Genomic DNA, 18,322 nt, shown 5'->3' on the forward strand with positions numbered 1-18,322 from the left:
GGGGTGGACGACGGAGTATAAAACCTTGATCCGCTGCGTACAACACCCGTGCGGCGGCGCATCAAACAGCGCCGACCGACGGGGTCAGATCTCGCCGACCGCGAACAGGCGGCGATGCTCGCGCATCGCGTAACGGTCGGTCATGCCGGCAATGTAGTCGGCGATGGCACGCGGCTTGTCGTCGCGGGCCATGAGCTGGTATTGCGGCGGCAGCAGGCGCGGATCGTCCATGAAGGCGCCGAACAGCTCGGCAATGATGCGGCGCGCCTTGGCGGTCATGCGCAGCACCTGATAGTGACGGTACAGGTTGTCGCGCAGGAACTGCTTGAGCTTGAGCTGCTCGGCCCGCATCGTTTCGCTGTAGGCCACCAGCACCGGGCCGGCGCGCACGTCATCGATAGAACGCGGCGCGACGGCCTTGATGCGGCCGGACGTTTCCCCCACCAGATCAATCACTTGCGCATTTATCATGCGGCGGATCGCTTCGTGGATCAGGCGCCGGCCCGCGATCTGCGGGTACAGATCGACCACTTCGCGCCGGAAGCGGGCGAAGATCGGCACCTCCTCCAGCTGTTCCAGCGTGATCAGGCCGGAGCGCAGGCCGTCGTCGACGTCGTGATTGTTGTAGGCGATTTCGTCAGCCAGATTGCAGATCTGCGCCTCGATGGTCGGCTGCGTACGGTCGAGGAAGCGCTGGCCCAGTTCGCCCAGTTCGCGCGCGCGCGCTGGCGAACAGTGCTTGAGGATGCCCTCGCGCGTTTCGAAGGTGAGGTTCAGGCCGTCGAAGGCGCCGTAGCGTTCCTCTAGCAGATCGACCGTGCGCAGACTCTGCAGGTTGTGCTCGAAACCGCCGTAGTCGCGCATGCATTCGTTCAGCGCGTCCTGACCGGCGTGGCCGAAAGGCGTGTGGCCGAGGTCATGGGCAATCGACACCGCCTCGGCCAGATCTTCATTCACCCGCAGGGCGCGGGCGATCGAGCGCGCGATCTGCGCGACCTCGATGCTGTGCGTGAGCCGGGTGCGGAACAGGTCGCCTTCGTGATTGACGAACACCTGGGTCTTGTATTCGAGCCGCCGGAAGGCGGTGCTGTGCACGATGCGATCGCGGTCGCGCTGGAACTGGCTGCGCCCGTGCGGCGAATCTTCCGGGAAACGGCGTCCGCGCGAATTGTCGTCGCAGGCTGCGTAGGGTGCGAGCTCAGGCATCTGCGCAGCAGTGCTCGATGGACGCGGCAATGTCGGCCACCGCAGCATCGCCATACACGACGGCCTCGCCGATGCGCTTGAGCAGCACCAGGCGCAACTTTCCGGCCTCGACCTTCTTGTCGTGCGACATCAGTTCGAGGTAGCGCTCTACGCCCAGCTTCGGTCCGCGCAGCGCCAGACCGGCGGATTCGTGGATGCGGTGGATGCGCGCGACGTCGTCATCGGTCAGCCAGCCGAGCCGGCGCGACAGTTCGGCCGCCATCAGCGTGCCGGCCGCAACTGCCTCGCCGTGCAGCCACTCGCCGTAGCCGAGACCGGTCTCGATCGCGTGGCCGAAGGTGTGGCCGAGGTTGAGGTGGGCGCGCACGCCGGCTTCGGTCTCGTCCTCGATCACCACCTCGGCCTTGTTGCGGCAGGACCGCTCGATGGCGAAGGCCAGCGCTTCGGTGTCGCGCGCCAGCAGGCGCGGCATGTTGATTTCGAGCCAGTCGAAGAACTCGCGATCGCGGATCAGACCGTACTTGATCACTTCGGCCAGCCCGGCCTTCAGTTCGCGGTCGGGCAAGGTGTCCAGCGTATCGATGTCGGCCAGCACCAGTTTGGGCTGGTAGAAGGCGCCGATCATGTTCTTGCCGAGCGGATGGTTGATCGCGGTCTTGCCGCCGACCGACGAATCGACCTGGGACAGCAGCGTGGTCGGCACCTGGATGAAGGGCACGCCGCGCTGGTAGGTGGCGGCCGCAAAGCCGACCATGTCGCCGATGACGCCGCCGCCGAGCGCGATCAGCGTGGTCGAGCGCTCGACGCGGGCACCGAGCAGCGCGTCGAAAATGAGGTTCAGCGTCGGCCAGTCCTTGTGTGCCTCGCCGTCAGGCAGCACGACCAGCTGGCGGGCAACGCCGACCGAGTCCAGAGCGTCGAGTACGCGCGCGGCGTACAGCGGCGCGACGATTTCGTTGCTGATGACCACAGCGCGCTTGCGCTTCAGTACCGACGCGAACAGATCGCCACGGTCTATCAGACCACGACCGATATGGATGTCGTAGGCGCGCTCGTCGAGCGCCACGTTCAGGCTGCGCATCGGTTCAGGTATTCCCGTTCAAGTTTCCGCACGATGGACAGCGGACTGCCCTGGCCGCTTTCGGCGATGAAATCGGCGACCTCACGGTACAGAGGGTCGCGCAGGCCATGAAGTTCGCGCACCCGGGCGCGCGGATCGTCGACCTGCAGCAGCGGCCGGTTGCGGTCGCCGCGGGTGCGCGACCACAGCACGTCGGGCGGCACGTCGAGATAGACCACCCAGCCACCGGCCTTCAGATTCTGCCGATTCATCGGATCGAGCACCGCACCGCCGCCGGTGGCCAGCACCAGCCCGGTTTCGTGCGCAAGCGCTTCGATGGTCGCAGCCTCGCGCCGGCGAAAGCCGGCTTCGCCCTCGATCTCGAAGATGGTCGGAATGCTGACGCCGGTACGCGCCTCGATCTCGTGATCGCAGTCGACGAAGCGCTTGCGCAGCCTGCGCGCGAGCTGACGGCCGACGGTCGTTTTGCCGGCGCCCATCATGCCGACCAGAATAATGTTGTCGCTATGTTCCACCGGCCGGATTCTAGCAGCGCAAAAAGAAAGCGGCCCCGTCGCCGGGGCCGCCTGGTGCCAAGTCGATGAGCTCGCTCAGCGCAGAGTCAGGTTGTCGCTGACGATGCGCGGCGTGACGAAGATGAGCAGTTCGGCGCGGTTGTCGCGGGTTTCCGTGCTGCGGAACAGGAAGCCGACGTAAGGCAGATCGCCGAGGAAAGGCACCCGGGTCTGCGTGCGGCGCTCGTCCTGCGTGTAGATACCGCCGATGACCACCGTGCCGCCGTTCTCGACCAGTACGTCGGTCTTGACGTGCTTGGTGTCGATGGCCACGCCAGAGCCGGTCGAGAGCTGGGTGTTCGGCGTGTCCTTGTTGATGTCGAGCGCCATCTGCACCCGACCGTCCGGGGTGATCTGCGGCTTCACCTGCAGCTTGAGGTTGGCCTTGCGGAAGGACACGCTGGTCGCGCCCGAACTGGTTGCCTGCTGGTACGGAATTTCAACACCCTGCTCGATCAGCGCCTCGTTCTGGTCGGAGGTCATGACGCGCGGGCTGGAAATCACCTTGCCCTTGCCGTCCTGTTCGAGTGCCGACAGCTCGAGGTTCAGGAAACGGGTCGCCGCCGAATTGAACAGCACGAAGGACAGTTGGCCCGGCGTACGCGGCGTGATGTTGTTTGCACGCAGGTTCGTGCTCAACGAATCCGTCAGGAAGTTCGGCTGGGTCTGCACCTGGCCGGTCTGGAAACCGGTCGCCGCAGCCGATCCGCCGATGTTGAGGCCGGCGCGACCCAGCTGCACCGAACCTGCGGCCGTCTGGTTGATACCGAGACGTGCGCCGAGGTTCTTCGCGAAATCCTCGTTCGCTTCGACGATACGCGCTTCGATCAGGACCTGACGGGTCGCCACGTCGAGCTCGATCAGGATGCGGCGGATGTCTTCGAGTCGCGACGGAATGTCGGTCACGATGAGCTTGTTGGTGCGCGTGTCCATCACGATCGACCCACGCTTGGACAGGAAGCGCTTGTCCTTGTCGTCGAGGATGGATTTGTACAGGACTTCAGCCTTGTGATAGTTCAGCTGGAAGGTTTCAGTGCGCAGCGGCTCGAGCTCGCTCACCTGCTGCTGGCTTTCGAGCGCCAGCTTTTCCTTCGCCGTCAGCTCGTCGCGCGGTGCGATCCAGATGACGTTGCCCGTCTTGCGCTTGTCCAGTCCCTTGGCGTCGAGAATGATGTCGAGAGCCTGGTCCCAGGGGACGTCCTTCAGTCGCAGCGTGAGCGAACCACCGACCGTGTCGGAGGTGATGATGTTGTTGTCGGTGAAGTCCGCGATCACCTGCAGCACCGAACGCACGTCGATGTTCTGGAAGTTCAGCGACAGTTTCTCGCCCTGGTAGCCCGGCTTGCTGCCCTGAACCAGCTTGTTCGGATCCTCGACCAGACGCTTCACCTCGAGGATGAACTGATTCTCGCTCTGGTAGGCGTTGTGCTCCCACAGACCGGTCGGGGTGACCGTGAGGCGGGTGTTGGCACCCGAGCGCACGACTTCCATCTGCGTGATCGGGGTGCCGAAGTCGGTCACGTCGTAACGCTTCAGGAACTCTTCGGCCACCGAGGCGCGCAGGAATTCGACCACCAGCTTCGTTCCCTGCTGGCGGATGTCGATGCCGGTGTTCGGATCCGACAGTTCGACCACGACGCGACCTTCACCGTCCTTGCCGCGACGGAAGCCGACGTTGCGCAAGGTCTGCGTGCCCTCGTTCGCGCTCGGCTCGGCGAATCGGGACGTCTTGTCAGATTGGGCGACCGCTTCGGCATTCGTCGGCATCGCCAGGCTGATGTACAGGTCGCGCCCGGACAGCCGGGTATTGAACGTGGACAGCTTGTTGAGGTTGAGCACCAGTCGCGTGCGGTCACCGACCTCGACGATGTTGAAGCTGCGCAGATGCGCTTCGTTCAAGGTCTGGGACGAGCGGCCGAGCGCGTTGCCAGTCGACGGGAAATCGAAGGCGATGCGCGCGGGCGACGCGACGCTGAAGTTGGCGGGCACCGTGGCCAGTTCCGACTTGGTCGTCACCTTGACCAGTACCTCCCCGCCCTGCTGCGACACCAGGATGGACTCGATGCTGTTCGGCTGAGCCTGTGCAACGGCAAGTGCCGGTATCGAAGCGACGGCGAGCGCGCACAGCAGGCCGGCGAGTTTGCGGACGAAATTCATTTCTTTGCCTCCTGCTCCTGCAACTGGAGCGTACTGGTACGTTCGACCCATTCGCCGTCCGCGTCCTGAACGATTTCCTTCAAGGTGATGCCATCGCCGGATATCGACGTGATGACACCGAAGTTCTGACCCATGTAATTGCCGCTGCGCACGCGATGCAAGGTCGTGTCCGCCTTGATCAGCGCGTAGGTGACCCGCCCCTGTTCGAGCAGACCGACCATCGCCAGCGTGTCGAGCGGGTACTGCTCCAGCGGCTCCTTGCGCCGGTCGAGGTCAGGCGTGATGCCCCCGCCGCCACCGCCGCCCTTCTTCCGCTCCGGCTCGATCTTCTGCACGCTGAACGGATCGAGCAGATTGCCCGCTTCGTAGGCAACGATGATCGACGGCTTGATTTCCGGCAGCGGCTTCACCTGCCCCTTCAGGCCTTGGGTGTTCTCTTCCATCCACGAGCGCAGGTCTTCATGGTCTTCGCTACCGCAGCCCGCCAGCGCCAGACTGGCCGCCAGCATCGTCAGGAGGCGCTTCATTTATTGGCCCCCTTGGCCTTGTCGGCCTTTGCCTTCTTGATTCGGGCAATCTCTTCGTCGTCGAGATAACGGTAGGTGGTCGCCACGGCATCCATCTTCAGGCCGTCCTTGCTTGAATCAATGACGATCGAACCCAGGGTCACGATGCGCGAGAGCTTGGCGACGTCGCCAGCAAAGTTGCCGAGGTCGTGATAGCCGCCGGTGACGCGGATGGTGATCGGCATCTCGGCGTAGAAATCCTTGACCGCTTCGCCACCCGGCTTCCAGGTTTCGAACTGCAGGCCACGGCTCAGACCGGCCTGACTGATATCGACCAGCAGCGATTCCATCTCGGCCTTGTTCGGCAGCTGCTTGAGCAGCGCACCGAAGGACTTGTCGATGTCGGCCAGCTGCTGCTGGTACTGCTCGAGATTCACCGCCTGACGCTTCTTGTTGAGCCACTCGTCCTTCAGCGTCTGTTCCTCGAGTCGCTTCTGTTCGAGCTCGACGCGCAGCGGATCCCACAGGAACCACCAGCCCGCGGCCAGCGTTGCGACCAGGACACCCAGCAGGACCGCAGCCTTCGGCGCGGTGGCCCAGTTGCCGACGTCCTTCGGGTCGAGATTCTTGAAATCGTCAGCGATGCGCGTGAAATCGACCTGGGGCATCTGGATCTGCTTCATGTCTTGCGCCCCTTCGTCGTCTTGCTGTCGGCCTCGTCCACTGCGCGCGTGATGAACAGATCAAGGCTGAATTCGTTCATGCGGCGCTTGTCGACGGTGGCGCCCTTGATTTCGATGAGGGTCGGGCGCTCGAGCAGCGGCGACGATTCCAGATTCCGCATCAGGCTGGACACCCGCGCGTTCGATTGCGCGTACCCGACCAGATTGATCTTGTTCGCCTGCTGCGAAACCTTCTTGATATAGACGCCTTCCGGCACGTTCTTCGCGAGTTCGTTGAACAGGCCGACCGCCTCCGACCGGTTGCCCTGCAGCGACTCGATCACCCGCTTGCGCTGCAACAGCGCGTCGGTCTGCTCGCGCAGCCGCTTGATCTCGTCGATCGACTTGTCGAGCGCAGCGATTTCGGTCTTCAGGAAGGCGTTCTTCTCGTCCTGGGCCGACACGTAACCGCTGATGATGCCGTTGCCGAGCGCCACGATGAGTCCGCCGAGCACCAGCGTCAGGCCGGTCAGCGCATAGAACTGCTGGCGCCGCGCCTTGCGCTTCTCCTCGCGATGGGGAAGAAGGTTGATGCGTATCATGCGTCGAACCTCCTGAGCGCGAGACCGCAGGCCACCAGCAGCGAAGGTGCGTCCTGACTGAGTCGCTTGGCGGTGACCGTCTGCGACAGCTGCATGTCGACAAAGGGGTTCGCGATACGGGTTTCGACCTGGGTGCGGTTGGCAACCACCTCGTCCAGACCGGGGATCACCGAGCACCCGCCGGCCAGCACGATATGGTCGACGCTGTTGTACTGCGTCGAGGTGAAGAAGAACTGCAGCGCGCGCGACACCTCGAGCGCAAGGTTGTCCATGAAGGGGCGCAGCAGGTCGTTCTCGTAATTCTCCGGCAGCGTGTTGGTGCGCTTTGCGGCTTCGGCCTCTTCCGGGCTCATGCCGTAGTTGCGCATGATGTCCTGCGTCAGCTGGTAGCCGCCGAATGCCTGCTCGCGGGAATACACCGGCTGGTCATTGCGCAGGATGATCACGTTCATCACGTTGGCGCCGACGTCGACCAGCACGATGTTGGTGTCCTTGCCGCCGTCCGGCAGCTGCTTCTCGACCAGTTCGAATGCGGCCTGTGCCGCGTAGGACTCGACGTCGACCACGACGGCGCGCAACCCTGCTGCTTCAGCCACCGCGACGCGGTCCTCGACCTTTTCCTTGCGCGAGGCGGCGATCAGCACCTCGACCTCGTCCGGATTGCCGGGCGCCGGGCCGACGACCTGGAAATCGAGATTCACCTCGTCGAGCTGAAAGGGGATGTACTGATTGGCTTCCGACTCCACCAGCACTTCGAGCTCCTGCTCGCGCTGATTGGCCGGAACGATGATCTTTTTCGTGATGACGGCCGCAGCCGGCAAGGCCAGCGCGACATTGCGCGTCGACGTGCCCATGCGCTTCCACGCCCGACGCACGGCGTCGGCGACGTCTTCGAGCTTGGCGATGTTGCCATCCACCACCGAATCGCGCGGGAGGTTCTCGATGGCGTAGCGCTCGATGCGGTGCTCGCCCTTCGCTGTCCGGGACAGCTCGACCAGCTTGACCGCCGAGGACGACACGTCAAGCCCCATCAGGGGACGCGCTCCCGGGTTAAATACCGACAGGTCGAAAGCCAAGCTTTTTCCTTTTAAGACAGTGAATTAGGCCCAATACGCACAAATTACATTAAGATGCTAGCAGCAAGGTATCGACAAGTAAACAAATTTTGGGTAGGCGTAACGAGAAGCTTCACACGGTCGGCCGGCTATACTTTCGGCCTCAAACCCCCTCCGGAAACCCATCGTCTTGCTCTCCAAATTCCGCTGGCTGCTCTACCCGTTGACCGCCCTCACCGGCCTCGCACTGATCGGCGCGGCCCTCGCGCTGATCGTCGTACTGCTCGCCTACCCGCAGCTGCCGTCGCTGGACATCCTGACCGACTACCGGCCGAAGATCCCGCTCCGCGTCTACAACGCCGACGGGCAGCTGATCGGCGAATTCGGCGAAGAACGCCGCTCGGTCGTGCCGATCGAGCAGGTGCCGGATGCGCTCAAGCACGCCATCATTGCCGCCGAGGACGAGCGCTTCTACCAGCACTCGGGCATCGACTACATGGGCATTGCCCGCGCCGCACTCGCCAATCTGACCAGCGGCGGACGCAGCCAGGGCGCCAGCACCATCACCATGCAGGTGGCGCGCAACTTCTTCCTGTCGAGCGAACGCACCCTGCGCCGGAAAGTCTATGAAGCCCTGATGGCGTTCAAAATCGAGAACAGCCTGACAAAAGACCAGATACTCCAGCTCTACATCAACCAGATCTATCTCGGTCAGCGCGCCTACGGTTTTGCTGCCGCTTCCAGAGCCTATTTCGGCAAAAACCTGAAGGACATTAGCGTCGCCGAAGCAGCGATGCTCGCCGGCCTGCCGAAAGCGCCTTCCAAGTACAACCCGGTGGTGAACCCGAAGCGCGCAGCACTGCGCCAGTCCTACGTGCTGCGGCGCATGCAGGAGCTGGGCTACATCGACGAAGCGACGCGCGCTCGCGCGGTCGAGGAAGAGCTGGTCGTGCGTCGCGACAGCGGCAGCACCGCCAGCGGGCCGAAGCCGGCGGATTTCGTTGCCGAAATGGCGCGCCAGATGGCGGTCGAGCGCTTCGGCGAGAACGCCTACTCGATCGGCCTGCGCGTGGTCACGACGATACGGCGCGCCGACCAGGACGCCGCGATCGAGGCCGTCCGCAAGGGCGTATTCGACTACGACCGCCGGCACGGCTATCGCGGCGCGGAATCCTTCGTCGACATGAAGGCGGTCGGCGCCGACGACGACGAACTGCTCGACGATCTGCTGCAGGACGTGCCGGACGCGGTGGGCCTGCACGCTGCGGTGGTGCTCGCTGCCAGTCCGACCGCGGTGAAGGTCTACAAGCGCGGCGGCGAAGTGCTCAACCTGGGCGCGGACGCGATCAAGTTCGCCAAGGCGATGCTGGACGACAAGGCGCCGCCGGCCCGCAAGCTGCGGCGCGGCGCGGTCGTGCGCGTGATGCAGGACGCCAAGCTCGGCTGGACGCTGGCGCAGATGCCCGAGGTCGAGGCGGCGCTGGTCGCCATCGACAGCGACGACGGCGCTGTGCGCGCACTGGTCGGCGGTTTCGACTTCAATCGCAGCAAGTTCAACCACGTCACTCAGGGCTGGCGTCAGCCGGGCTCGGCGTTCAAGCCCTTCATCTACTCGGCGGCGCTGGAGAAGGGTTACGGGCCGGCCACCGTGGAAGAGGACACGCCACTGGTGGTGTCGGCCGGCGAAACCGGCAGCCAGAGCTGGCAGCCGAAGAACTACGACGGCAAGTACGACGGCCCGATCTCGCTGCGCACCGCACTGGCGAAGTCGAAGAACATGGTGTCGATCCGCATGCTGCGCTCGATCGGCCCGCGTTACGCGCAGGACTACGTTTCACGCTTCGGATTCGATGCCGCGCGCCACCCGCCCTACCTGACGATGGCGCTCGGCGCCGGGTCGGTCACCCCGTGGCAGATGGCGTCCGCCTATGCCGTGTTCGCCAACGGCGGCTACCGGGTCGAGCCCTACGTGGTGAGCGAGATCACCGACAGCGAGGGACGCGTGCTGGCGCGCTTCACGCCGCGCAAGGCTGGCGACGAGGGTTTGCGCGTCATCGACGCGCGCAACGCCTACTTGATGGACAGCATGATGCAGGACGTCGTGCGCCGCGGAACCGCCACCCGCGCGCTGGCCCTCAAGCGCGGCGACCTCGCCGGCAAGACGGGCACCACCAACGACTATCTCGACGCCTGGTTCTGCGGCTACCAGCCCTCGCGCGTCACGGTCGCCTGGATAGGTTTCGACAACCCGCGCACCCTGGGTCGTGGCGAAACCGGTGGTTCGGCAGCGCTGCCGATGTGGGTGGATTACATGCGCCACGCACTGAAGGACGTGCCCGAACAGCGGCTGCCGCTGCCCGACGGTCTGATCAGCATCGATGCCGGCGAGGACAGCAAGGGCAACCCGCGCACCGACCTGATGTACCAGGAACACCTGCCACCGCCGCCCGAGTCGCTGCCGGAAGAGCCGGAAACGCCGGCTTCGGAGGGCGAGTTGCAGCCCGGCCCGCCACCGCAGTCGCCGGCACCGATTCCGACGCCGCCGCGCTCGCCGACCGGCCACATCGTACCGAGCGAGTCGCGGCTGACGGTGCCGGAAACCCTCAGCCGCGCAGCTTCACCGGCTCGCCTGCCTGCTGGCTGAGCAGTTCTTCCAGTGCCTGAATCAGTTCCTTGCCGTCGCGCGTGCCTATCCATCGGTCCCCGTCGGCACGGAAGTGGAAGCCGCCGGACCGCGCCGCCACCCAGATTTCCTGCGCGACGCCGTGCCGGTTGATCACCATTTTGGAACCGTCTTCGAACTCCAGTTCCAGCACGCCGCCGGCCTGCAGTTCGTAGTCGATTCCGGCGCCGCTGTGCTCGATGGCCTGCTCGATTGCAGCCAGCGTCGCATCGGCCAATTTGTTAAATTCACTCTCGTTCATATTCCGGCCATCCGACATGTTTTCCAGCCCGCTCGTGCGCATCGCCGCACTGACCCTGACGCTCGCTGCCTGCGGCACCAAGGGACCGTTGACGCTGCCGCCCAAGCAGGGCGCCCAGCCGGCGGCCGCGAAGCCCGCGCCCGCACCTGCTCCGCAAGATACTAACAAGGCCGACAAGCAATGAAGCATTTCGAAACCCGCGACGGCGCGCTGTACGCCGAAGGCGTCGCACTCGAGCGCATTGCCGCCGAGTACGGCACGCCCACCTTCGTATACAGCCGTGCGGCGCTGACCGAGGCGCACGCTGCCTACGCCGAAGCATTGTCCGGCCGCGACGCCATGCTGTGCTACGCGGTGAAGTCGAATTCCAACCTGGCCATCATGAATGTGTTCGCGCGGCTGGGCACCGGCTTCGACATCGTGTCCGGCGGCGAGCTGGCGCGCGTGATCGCGGCGGGCGGCGAGCCGGGCAAGGTGGTGTTCTCCGGCGTCGGCAAGACGCGCGACGAAATGCGCGCCGCGCTGACGCACGGCATCTACTGCTTCAACGTCGAATCGGAAGCCGAACTGCACCGACTGGCCGAAGTGGCCGGCAGCCTCGGCAAGCGCGCGCCGATCGCGCTGCGCGTGAATCCGGACGTCGACCCGAAGACCCACCCCTATATCTCCACCGGCCTGAAGTGCAACAAGTTCGGCGTGCCCATCGCCGACGCACACCGCATCTACCTCGACGCGGCGAAGCTGCCGCAGCTCGAGATCCGCGGCATCGCCTGCCACATCGGCTCGCAGCTGCTGGACCCGGCGCCGGTGGCCGAAGCGGCCGCCAAGGTGGTCGCGCTGGCCGAAGCACTGAACCGCGACGGCATCGAACTGCGCCACCTCGACCTCGGCGGCGGCCTCGGCATTCGCTACGACGACGAGGACGTACCGGCGACACGCGACTACCTGGCGCCACTGCTGGCGGTGCTGGCCGGCCGCAAGGAGCGACTGCTGCTCGAACCCGGCCGCTCGCTGGTCGGCAACGCCGGCGTACTGCTGTCCAAGATCGAGTACCTGAAGCGCGGTGAGGAGCGCAACTTCGCCATCATCGATGCGGCGATGAACGACCTCGCCCGCCCGGCGCTGTACGACGCCTTTCACCGCATCGCCGAAGTGCGGCCGCGCGCCAAGGCGGACACCTACGACGTGGTCGGCCCGGTGTGCGAAAGCGGCGACTTCCTCGGCCGCGCACGCGAACTGGCGGTCGAACCGGAAGACCTGGTCGCCATCTTCTCGGCCGGCGCCTACGGCATGACCATGAGCTCGAACTACAACACGCGGCCGCGCGCCGCCGAAGTGATGGTCGATGGCGACAAGGTGCACCTGATCCGCGCGCGCGAGCGCATCGCCGACCTCTACGCCGGCGAACGCCTGCTGCCGTGAGCCACGAGGACGACGCCGCGCGCGAACGGCTGCGGCTCGACAAGTGGCTGTGGGCGGCGCGCTTCTTCAAGACGCGCACGCTGGCCTCCGACGCCATCGACGCCGGCCGCATCCAGCTGAACGAGGCGCGCGCCAAGCCGTCGCGCGAGGTACGCATCGGCGACCGGCTGGACATCCAGACCGGCGAAGTGCGCTACACGGTGATCGTGCAGGCGCTGTCCGGCAAACGCGGCCCGGCCGAAGAGGCGCGCAAGCTTTACGAAGAGACCGCCGACAGCATTGCGCGGCGCGAAGCGGAACGTGAACGGCGCCGACTTGCTCCGGAACCGTCACACATGCTGCACGGACGGCCGACGAAGACGCAGCGGCGTGAAATCGACCGCATGCGCGCTAAACTTCGCGGCGGCTGAGCCTTGCGCGCCAACGAATTGAGAACACTGTCAAAAGGAATCGAACCATGTCCGAACGTATCGTGATGAAGGTCGGTGAAGCCACCGTCTTCGCCAAGGAAGGTCAATACACCGACGCCATGCCGGAAATCGTCATCGGCTCGATCGACGGCCCGGTCGGCCAGGCCTTCGCCCAGATGATGGGCCAGACCGCCGGTCACACCCGCATGCTGGCCGTGCGCGACTGCAACCAGATGGCCAAGCCGGCCACCATGATGGTGCCCAAGGTCACGATCAAGAATTCGCGCACCGTCGAGCTGCTCGGCGGCGTGGTGCAGTCCGCCACCGCCGACGCGGTCGTCGACTGCGTGTCGGAAGGCATCATCCCGAAGGAACTGGTGGACGAACTGGTCATCATCGACCTGGTGTGGCTGGACCCGAATGCGGTCAAGGACCCCAACCTGGACATGAAGGATCTGTACCGCACCAATTACGAAGCAACCAAGATCGCGATACAGCGTGCGATGACCGGCAAGCCGACGATCGACGAGCTGATCGCCAACCGCCACAAGATCAAGCACTGCATGTACGACCCGGAAGCCTGATTGCGGCGCAAAGCCACAGCCAAAGCCCCTGCCAGCCGCAGGGGCTTTTGTTTTTGTGCAATCGAAACGAAGGGCAACACGACCTTGTCTTGATGCACGCGGCCATCCAGAATGAATGAGCCCGAAACCAGCGCGGGCTCACGGAGGATGGCCGATGGATATCCGTACCGATGGCACAGCGGCGCACGATGCCCCGCCGATGCCGCAGATGAACGACGACGCCTTCCGCCGCGTCGTCGAGTACGCCCCCAGCGCGATGGTGCTGGTCGATGGCCGCGGCATGATGGTGCTGGTCAACGAGCAGACCGAAAGGCTGTTCGGCTACCCGCGCACCGAACTGATAGGCCGCTCGGTCGACATGCTGGTGCCGTCGGCCGCACGTACTCACCACGCCGACTTCCGCCACAGCTTCCTTTCATCACCCAGCCCACGACCGATGGGTGGCGGTCGTGACCTGTTCGCCTGCCGCGCCGACGGCAGCGAATTCCCGGTCGAGATCGGTCTGAATCCGATGGACACCGGCGAAGGTGTCATGGTGCTGGCATCCATCGTCGATATCACCGAGCGACGTCGCGCGCAGCAGGTGCTGGAGCAGGCGCTGCAGGAAAAGACGGTGCTGCTCAACGAAGTACACCACCGGGTGAAGAACAATCTGCAGGTCATCACCAGCCTGCTCAATCTGCAGGCGAACAATGTCGACGACCCGCGCGTGCGCGACATCCTGAACGAGAGCCAGAACCGCGTACGGGCAATGGCACTGACTCATCAGCTGCTGTACGAGCGCAAGGACTTCTCGCGCATGGACCTCGGCGACTACCTCGACCGTCTGGCCCAGTTGCTGCGCGGTGCCTATCGCAGCAGCGCGAGTGGCGTCGAGCTGCAGCTGGAACGCCCGGGGCAGCCGGTGTACCTCGATCTTGAACGCGCCATCCCGTGCGGGCTGGTGGTGAACGAACTGGTCACCAATGCCTTCAAGCACGCCTTCCCCGCCCAGCGCACCGGCATCATCACCATTTCGCTGCACAGCTGCGACGAGCGGCTGACGCTGGGCGTGCGCGACAACGGTGTCGGCCTGCCGGCGGGTTTCGACTTCGACGCCGTGAAGTCGCTCGGCCTGCAGCTGGTGCCCTTGCTGATAGATCAGCTGCACGGCGAACTGCAGATGGTGCGCGACGGCGGCGCCAGCTATCTCATCACCTTTCCGGCCGCCCTTCCCGCACGAGGTACGACATGAACGCACCGCTCCCGATCAATCTGATGCTGGTCGAGGACGAACGCGTGATCGCTTTCGACCTGAAGAACCAGCTGCAGTCCTTCGGCTACAAGGTGGGCGCGGTGCTGGCCAGCGGCGAGCAGGCGGTGCGCAAGGTCGGCGAGGTGGCGCCCGATCTGGTGCTGATGGACATCCACCTTGAAGGCCCGCTCGACGGCATCGACGCGGCACTGCAGATCCAGTCGCAGCATCGCGTGCCGGTTGTCTTCCTGACCGCCTACGCCGAGGACGACACGCTGCGCCGCGCACTCGAATGTCGACCCTTCGGCTATCTGGTCAAGCCGTGCGAGGCACGCGAGCTGCACGCGACGATACAGATGGCGCTGGCGCGTCGCGAGGTCGAGGTGCTCGTGGAGCGCAGCGAACAGCTGTTCAAGCAGGCGCTCGATGCCGCCTCGCTCGGCGTGATCGAGTGGCAGGGCGATTCGATGCAGCTGCACGGCGACGGACACTTGCGCAGCCTGTTCGGCGACCGCCCGGTCCCGCTGGACGAGTCGTGGAGCCTCTTCCTGTCGCGCGTCGATGCCGGCGATCGCGAGCGCGTGTCGGCGGCGCTGAACGCGGCACTGCAGCGCGGCGATCCGGTGCGCATCGAATTCCGTACCGTAGGCAATGGTGGCGCACGCAATCTGGAAGCGCACGCGCGCGCTTATGGCGACCCGGCGGGCGAGCGGCGCATCGTCGGCATCCTGCAGGACGTGACGCAACGCCGGCGCGACGAGGAGCGCCTGCGCCAGTCCAGCGTCGTGTTCCACACCACGGCCGAAGCCATCGTGATCGCAGACGCGCGTCGGCGCATCGTCGCGGTCAATGCCGCCTACACACGCATCACTGGGCACGACGAAACCCAGGTACTCGGCCTCGACCCTGACGCAGTGCTGGGAACCGGCCACGGCGACAATTTCTATGCGGCGCTGGCCGCCCCCTCGGGCACCGGCTACTGGCAGGGCGAGGTGCTGTGCCAACGCGCGTCTGGCGACAGCTTCCCTGCCTGGGAAAGCATCAGCGCCGTGCGCAACGACAACGGCACGGTCACCCATTTCGTCGCCGCCTTCTCCGATTTCAGCGCCATCCATCAGGCAGAGGAGAAGCTGAATCATCTGGCGCATCACGACGCGCTGACCGGCCTGCCCAACCGCCTGCTGTTCGACGACCGTTTCGAGCGCGCCATCGAACAGGCACGTCGTGCGCAGCAACGCTGCATCCTGCTCTTCCTCGACCTCGACAGCTTCAAGGGTGTGAACGACACGCTGGGCCATGGCGTCGGCGACGAGTTGCTGCGCGCGGTGTCGGTCCGGCTGCGTGAGGCGCTGCGCCGCAGCGACACGCTGGCCCGCCTCGGCGGCGACGAATTCGTCGTGCTCACCGGCAGCGCACAGCCTGAAGACGCCTCGCATCTGGCGATGAAGCTGCTGGGTGCGCTGCGTGACCCGTTCGACCTCGGTGGCGAGCAGATACGCATCACCGGCAGCATAGGCATCGCGGTGTTCCCCGATCACGGCACCGACCGCAACGTGCTGATGCGCGCGGCCGACATCGCGATGTACTCGGCCAAGTCGCAAGGACGCAACCGCTATCAGTTCTTCACGACCGACATGTCGGAGCGCACACAGGAACGCATGCATATGGAGCAGGGCCTGCGTCGCGCGATCGAGAACGACGCGCTGGAGGTGCACTACCAGCCCCAGCTCCGGCTGTCCGACGCGCACGTGATCGGCGTCGAGGCGCTGGTGCGCTGGCCGCATCCGGAACTGGGCATGATTTCGCCGGCCCGCTTCATTCCGGTCGCCGAAGAGAGCGGCATCATTGAAACGCTGGGCATGTGGGTGCTGCGCCGCGCCTGCCATGACATCGTCGGCCTGCCGGACAACGACGGGCGACAGATGCGCCTCGCCGTCAACGTGTCGGTCAGGCAGTTCATGCGCGAGGATTTCGTCGCCCACGTGCTGGAGGTGCTGACCGAAACAGGCTTCCCGGCCGAATCGCTGGAACTCGAAATCACCGAGTCCACGCTGCAGGTGATCGAACACAGCGCCGGCATACTCGACGCGCTGAAACGTCTGGGCGTCTCGATCAGCATCGACGACTTCGGCACCGGCTACTCGTCGCTGAGCGTACTGCGCGGCCTGCCGATAGACCGCATCAAGATTGACCGTTCATTCATCATCGACCTGACAGAGAGCGACGACGCCCGTGCAATGATAGAGGCCATGCTGGCGCTGGGCCGCTCGCTGCGCATGACCACCATCGCCGAAGGCATCGAGCTGTCGGAACAGGCTGAACTGCTGCTGCGGCTCGGGTGTTCGGAGGGTCAGGGTTATCTGTTTGCGCGCCCGATGTCGGCAAGCCAGCTGCGGCAATCTCTGGTAAATCCGCCCGACAAATCCTAGACGGCCTCGACCGCGTCGGCCGGCAGTCCGTCGAGATGACGGCGCAGGATGCGGTAGTGGTCATAATCGAAGCGCGCGTCGCGCTGCAACGGCGCCGCGTCGTCACTGCCCTCCGGCGCGCTGCCCAGATAGCACCAGTGCGCCAGCCAGTGCCGGTCGCCACGCTCGGCGCCCGGACGGCGCTCGCGCACCGCCACGGCGTCCGGCCACGGCCAGTCGGGCATGCGCAGGCCGTCGAGTGCACTCATCAGCCGCATATCGTGCTGCCGCGGGTCTTCGCGACCGCAGCAGACACCGCGGCAGCGCTTGATCTGCACATTGACGCAGGCGGCGGTACGCCGCTCGTAGCCCTGCAGACCGATGCGCTTCGGACACAGCTGCCAGGCTGTCGCGAGTTCGCGCAGCGTGGTCAGACAGTCGCGGCGCGAGCGGAAGGGACCGTACAGTCCCGCCAGCTGACGCGGCGTGACGCGGTCTAGATCGACCAGCGTCAGCGCCGCTTCGCCAGCCGCCACCTCGTTACCGGGGCCGCCGCGCAGCGCCAGTGCCACCGCGGGTCCGCCGGCGCGCAACTGCTTGTTGTACAGCGGCTGCAACTGCTTCACCAGTTTCGCTTCGAGCAGCAGTGCCCCCAGCTCTCCCGCCGTTTCGACCCAATCGACGCGCTTCGTTTCGCGCAGCATGCGCGCCGCCTGCCCGCCCTTGTGCGAACCGGTGAAGTGCGCCAGCACGCGCGAACGCAGGTTACGGCTCTTGCCGATGTAGAGCGGCAGCTCTGCCGGCGCCGGCAGCAGGTCGGTCGACTCCGGCGCCGCACCGTAGAACAGATAGACGCCCGGCGCCTCCGGCACGTCGTCGAGCGCACCCGGTGTCATGCCGGGCGGCGCGGCGGCGGTGCGCCCGGCCTTCTCCATCGCCGGACCGATCACCGCCGGCGGAAAGTCGCGCGCGACGATGTCGAGAAAATCGCGCACCAGTCGCGCGTCACCGATGGCGCGGTGGCGGGCGTCGCAGACCAGCCCGAAGCGCTCCATCAGCGCGTCTAGCCCGTGGCGCGGAAAGTGCGGATAGAGAGCGCGCGACAGCTTGACCGAGCACAGCACGCGCGGCGCGAAATTCAGACCGACGCGGGCGAACTCGTTGCGCAGGAAGCCGTGGTCGAAGCGCGCGTTATGCGCCACGAACAGGCGGTCGTGCAGCAGCGCCGCCAGTTCCTCCGCGATCTCAGCGAAGCGCGGCGCACCGGCGACCATGCCGTCGGTGATGCCGGTGAAGCGCTGGATGGACAGCGGAATCGACACGCCCGGATTGACCAGGCTGGACCACTCGCGCCGCTGCGGCCCGTCTATCAGCACGACGCCGACCTCGGTCACACGGTCGGCGCGCGGGTCGCCCCCTGTCGTTTCCAGGTCGACGATGGCCAGCGGCTGATCGAACACGCTCATGCGATGGTCGCCACCCTGCGCGCCGGCTCAGCGGCGCAGCGCACGGGGCAG

17 protein-coding genes are annotated in these 18,322 nt (G+C 65.4%); 7 read left to right on the forward strand and 10 right to left on the reverse strand.

Annotated elements, in window-relative coordinates; all coding sequences use genetic code 11:
• Nucleotides 1–84: 84 nt before the first annotated feature.
• The 8 genes from WDZ97_RS15720 to WDZ97_RS15755 form a co-directional block, all read right to left on the reverse strand.
• Entirely contained in the window at nucleotides 85–1,206 is a 1,122-nt protein-coding gene (locus tag WDZ97_RS15720; protein ID WP_425763367.1) for a deoxyguanosinetriphosphate triphosphohydrolase, read from the reverse strand.
• Nucleotides 1,199–2,287 (reverse strand): 3-dehydroquinate synthase, encoded by a 1,089-nt coding sequence (gene aroB / locus WDZ97_RS15725; RefSeq protein ID WP_425763368.1) that lies wholly within the window; start codon nucleotides 2,285–2,287, stop codon nucleotides 1,199–1,201. Before aroB ends, WDZ97_RS15720 begins: the two co-directional genes overlap by 8 nt.
• On the reverse strand, nucleotides 2,275–2,802 hold the full coding sequence (locus tag WDZ97_RS15730) for a shikimate kinase (RefSeq protein WP_425763369.1): 528 nt from the start codon (nucleotides 2,800–2,802) through the stop codon (nucleotides 2,275–2,277). The genes aroB and WDZ97_RS15730 overlap by 13 nt, the downstream gene beginning before the upstream one ends.
• 75 nt (nucleotides 2,803–2,877) lie before the next feature.
• Nucleotides 2,878–4,998 (reverse strand): type IV pilus secretin PilQ, encoded by a 2,121-nt coding sequence (locus WDZ97_RS15735; RefSeq protein ID WP_304006599.1) that lies wholly within the window; start codon nucleotides 4,996–4,998, stop codon nucleotides 2,878–2,880.
• Nucleotides 4,995–5,525 (reverse strand): pilus assembly protein PilP, encoded by a 531-nt coding sequence (locus tag WDZ97_RS15740; protein WP_296813084.1) that lies wholly within the window; start codon nucleotides 5,523–5,525, stop codon nucleotides 4,995–4,997. Before WDZ97_RS15740 ends, WDZ97_RS15735 begins: the two co-directional genes overlap by 4 nt.
• Entirely contained in the window at nucleotides 5,522–6,187 is a 666-nt protein-coding gene (locus WDZ97_RS15745) for a type 4a pilus biogenesis protein PilO (protein ID WP_425763370.1), read from the reverse strand. The genes WDZ97_RS15740 and WDZ97_RS15745 overlap by 4 nt, the downstream gene beginning before the upstream one ends.
• A complete protein-coding gene (locus WDZ97_RS15750; protein WP_304006592.1) occupies nucleotides 6,184–6,768 on the reverse strand; it encodes a PilN domain-containing protein in 585 nt (194 codons plus the stop codon). The genes WDZ97_RS15745 and WDZ97_RS15750 overlap by 4 nt, the downstream gene beginning before the upstream one ends.
• Nucleotides 6,765–7,844 (reverse strand): pilus assembly protein PilM, encoded by a 1,080-nt coding sequence (locus WDZ97_RS15755; protein ID WP_024300771.1) that lies wholly within the window; start codon nucleotides 7,842–7,844, stop codon nucleotides 6,765–6,767. The genes WDZ97_RS15750 and WDZ97_RS15755 overlap by 4 nt, the downstream gene beginning before the upstream one ends.
• Nucleotides 7,845–8,013: 169 nt before the next feature.
• On the opposite strand from WDZ97_RS15755, the gene WDZ97_RS15760 reads away from it, so the two are divergent.
• Complete coding sequence (locus WDZ97_RS15760) at nucleotides 8,014–10,467, forward strand: penicillin-binding protein 1A (protein ID WP_304006589.1); 2,454 nt, start codon at nucleotides 8,014–8,016, stop codon at nucleotides 10,465–10,467.
• On the opposite strand, the gene cyaY is transcribed toward WDZ97_RS15760, so the two are convergent.
• Nucleotides 10,427–10,789, reverse strand: coding sequence for an iron donor protein CyaY (cyaY, locus tag WDZ97_RS15765; RefSeq protein ID WP_425763371.1), 363 nt, complete (start codon nucleotides 10,787–10,789; stop codon nucleotides 10,427–10,429). The genes WDZ97_RS15760 and cyaY overlap by 41 nt on opposite strands.
• Between cyaY and lptM the strand changes: the two genes are divergently transcribed.
• The 6 genes from lptM to WDZ97_RS15795 all read left to right on the forward strand — a co-directional run bounded on the left by lptM (nucleotide 10,764) and on the right by WDZ97_RS15795 (nucleotide 16,826).
• Nucleotides 10,764–10,931 (forward strand): LPS translocon maturation chaperone LptM, encoded by a 168-nt coding sequence (gene lptM / locus WDZ97_RS15770; protein ID WP_019916491.1) that lies wholly within the window; start codon nucleotides 10,764–10,766, stop codon nucleotides 10,929–10,931. The genes cyaY and lptM overlap by 26 nt on opposite strands.
• The gene (gene lysA, locus WDZ97_RS15775) at nucleotides 10,928–12,169 is read left to right on the forward strand and encodes a diaminopimelate decarboxylase (RefSeq protein ID WP_425763372.1); all 1,242 of its coding nucleotides are present in this window, start codon (nucleotides 10,928–10,930) and stop codon (nucleotides 12,167–12,169) included. Before lptM ends, lysA begins: the two co-directional genes overlap by 4 nt.
• Nucleotides 12,166–12,579: an RNA-binding S4 domain-containing protein gene (locus tag WDZ97_RS15780; RefSeq protein WP_019916489.1), complete on the forward strand. Its 414-nt coding sequence runs from the start codon at nucleotides 12,166–12,168 to the stop codon at nucleotides 12,577–12,579. The genes lysA and WDZ97_RS15780 overlap by 4 nt, the downstream gene beginning before the upstream one ends.
• Before the next feature lie 47 nt (nucleotides 12,580–12,626).
• A complete protein-coding gene (fae, locus tag WDZ97_RS15785) occupies nucleotides 12,627–13,163 on the forward strand; it encodes a formaldehyde-activating enzyme (protein ID WP_019916488.1) in 537 nt (178 codons plus the stop codon).
• 154 nt (nucleotides 13,164–13,317) lie between these two features.
• Entirely contained in the window at nucleotides 13,318–14,397 is a 1,080-nt protein-coding gene (locus WDZ97_RS15790; protein ID WP_425763373.1) for a sensor histidine kinase, read from the forward strand.
• Nucleotides 14,394–16,826 (forward strand): two-component system response regulator, encoded by a 2,433-nt coding sequence (locus WDZ97_RS15795; protein ID WP_304006575.1) that lies wholly within the window; start codon nucleotides 14,394–14,396, stop codon nucleotides 16,824–16,826. Before WDZ97_RS15790 ends, WDZ97_RS15795 begins: the two co-directional genes overlap by 4 nt.
• Here WDZ97_RS15795 and WDZ97_RS15800 read toward each other — a convergent pair.
• Nucleotides 16,823–18,271: an exonuclease domain-containing protein gene (locus WDZ97_RS15800; RefSeq protein ID WP_425763374.1), complete on the reverse strand. Its 1,449-nt coding sequence runs from the start codon at nucleotides 18,269–18,271 to the stop codon at nucleotides 16,823–16,825. The two genes, WDZ97_RS15795 and WDZ97_RS15800, sit on opposite strands and share 4 nt — an antisense overlap.
• Nucleotides 18,272–18,322 lie beyond the last annotated feature (51 nt).

This window comes from Methyloversatilis sp. MC4-4, assembly GCF_049843555.1.
GTDB lineage: Bacteria > Pseudomonadota > Gammaproteobacteria > Burkholderiales > Rhodocyclaceae > Methyloversatilis > Methyloversatilis discipulorum_B.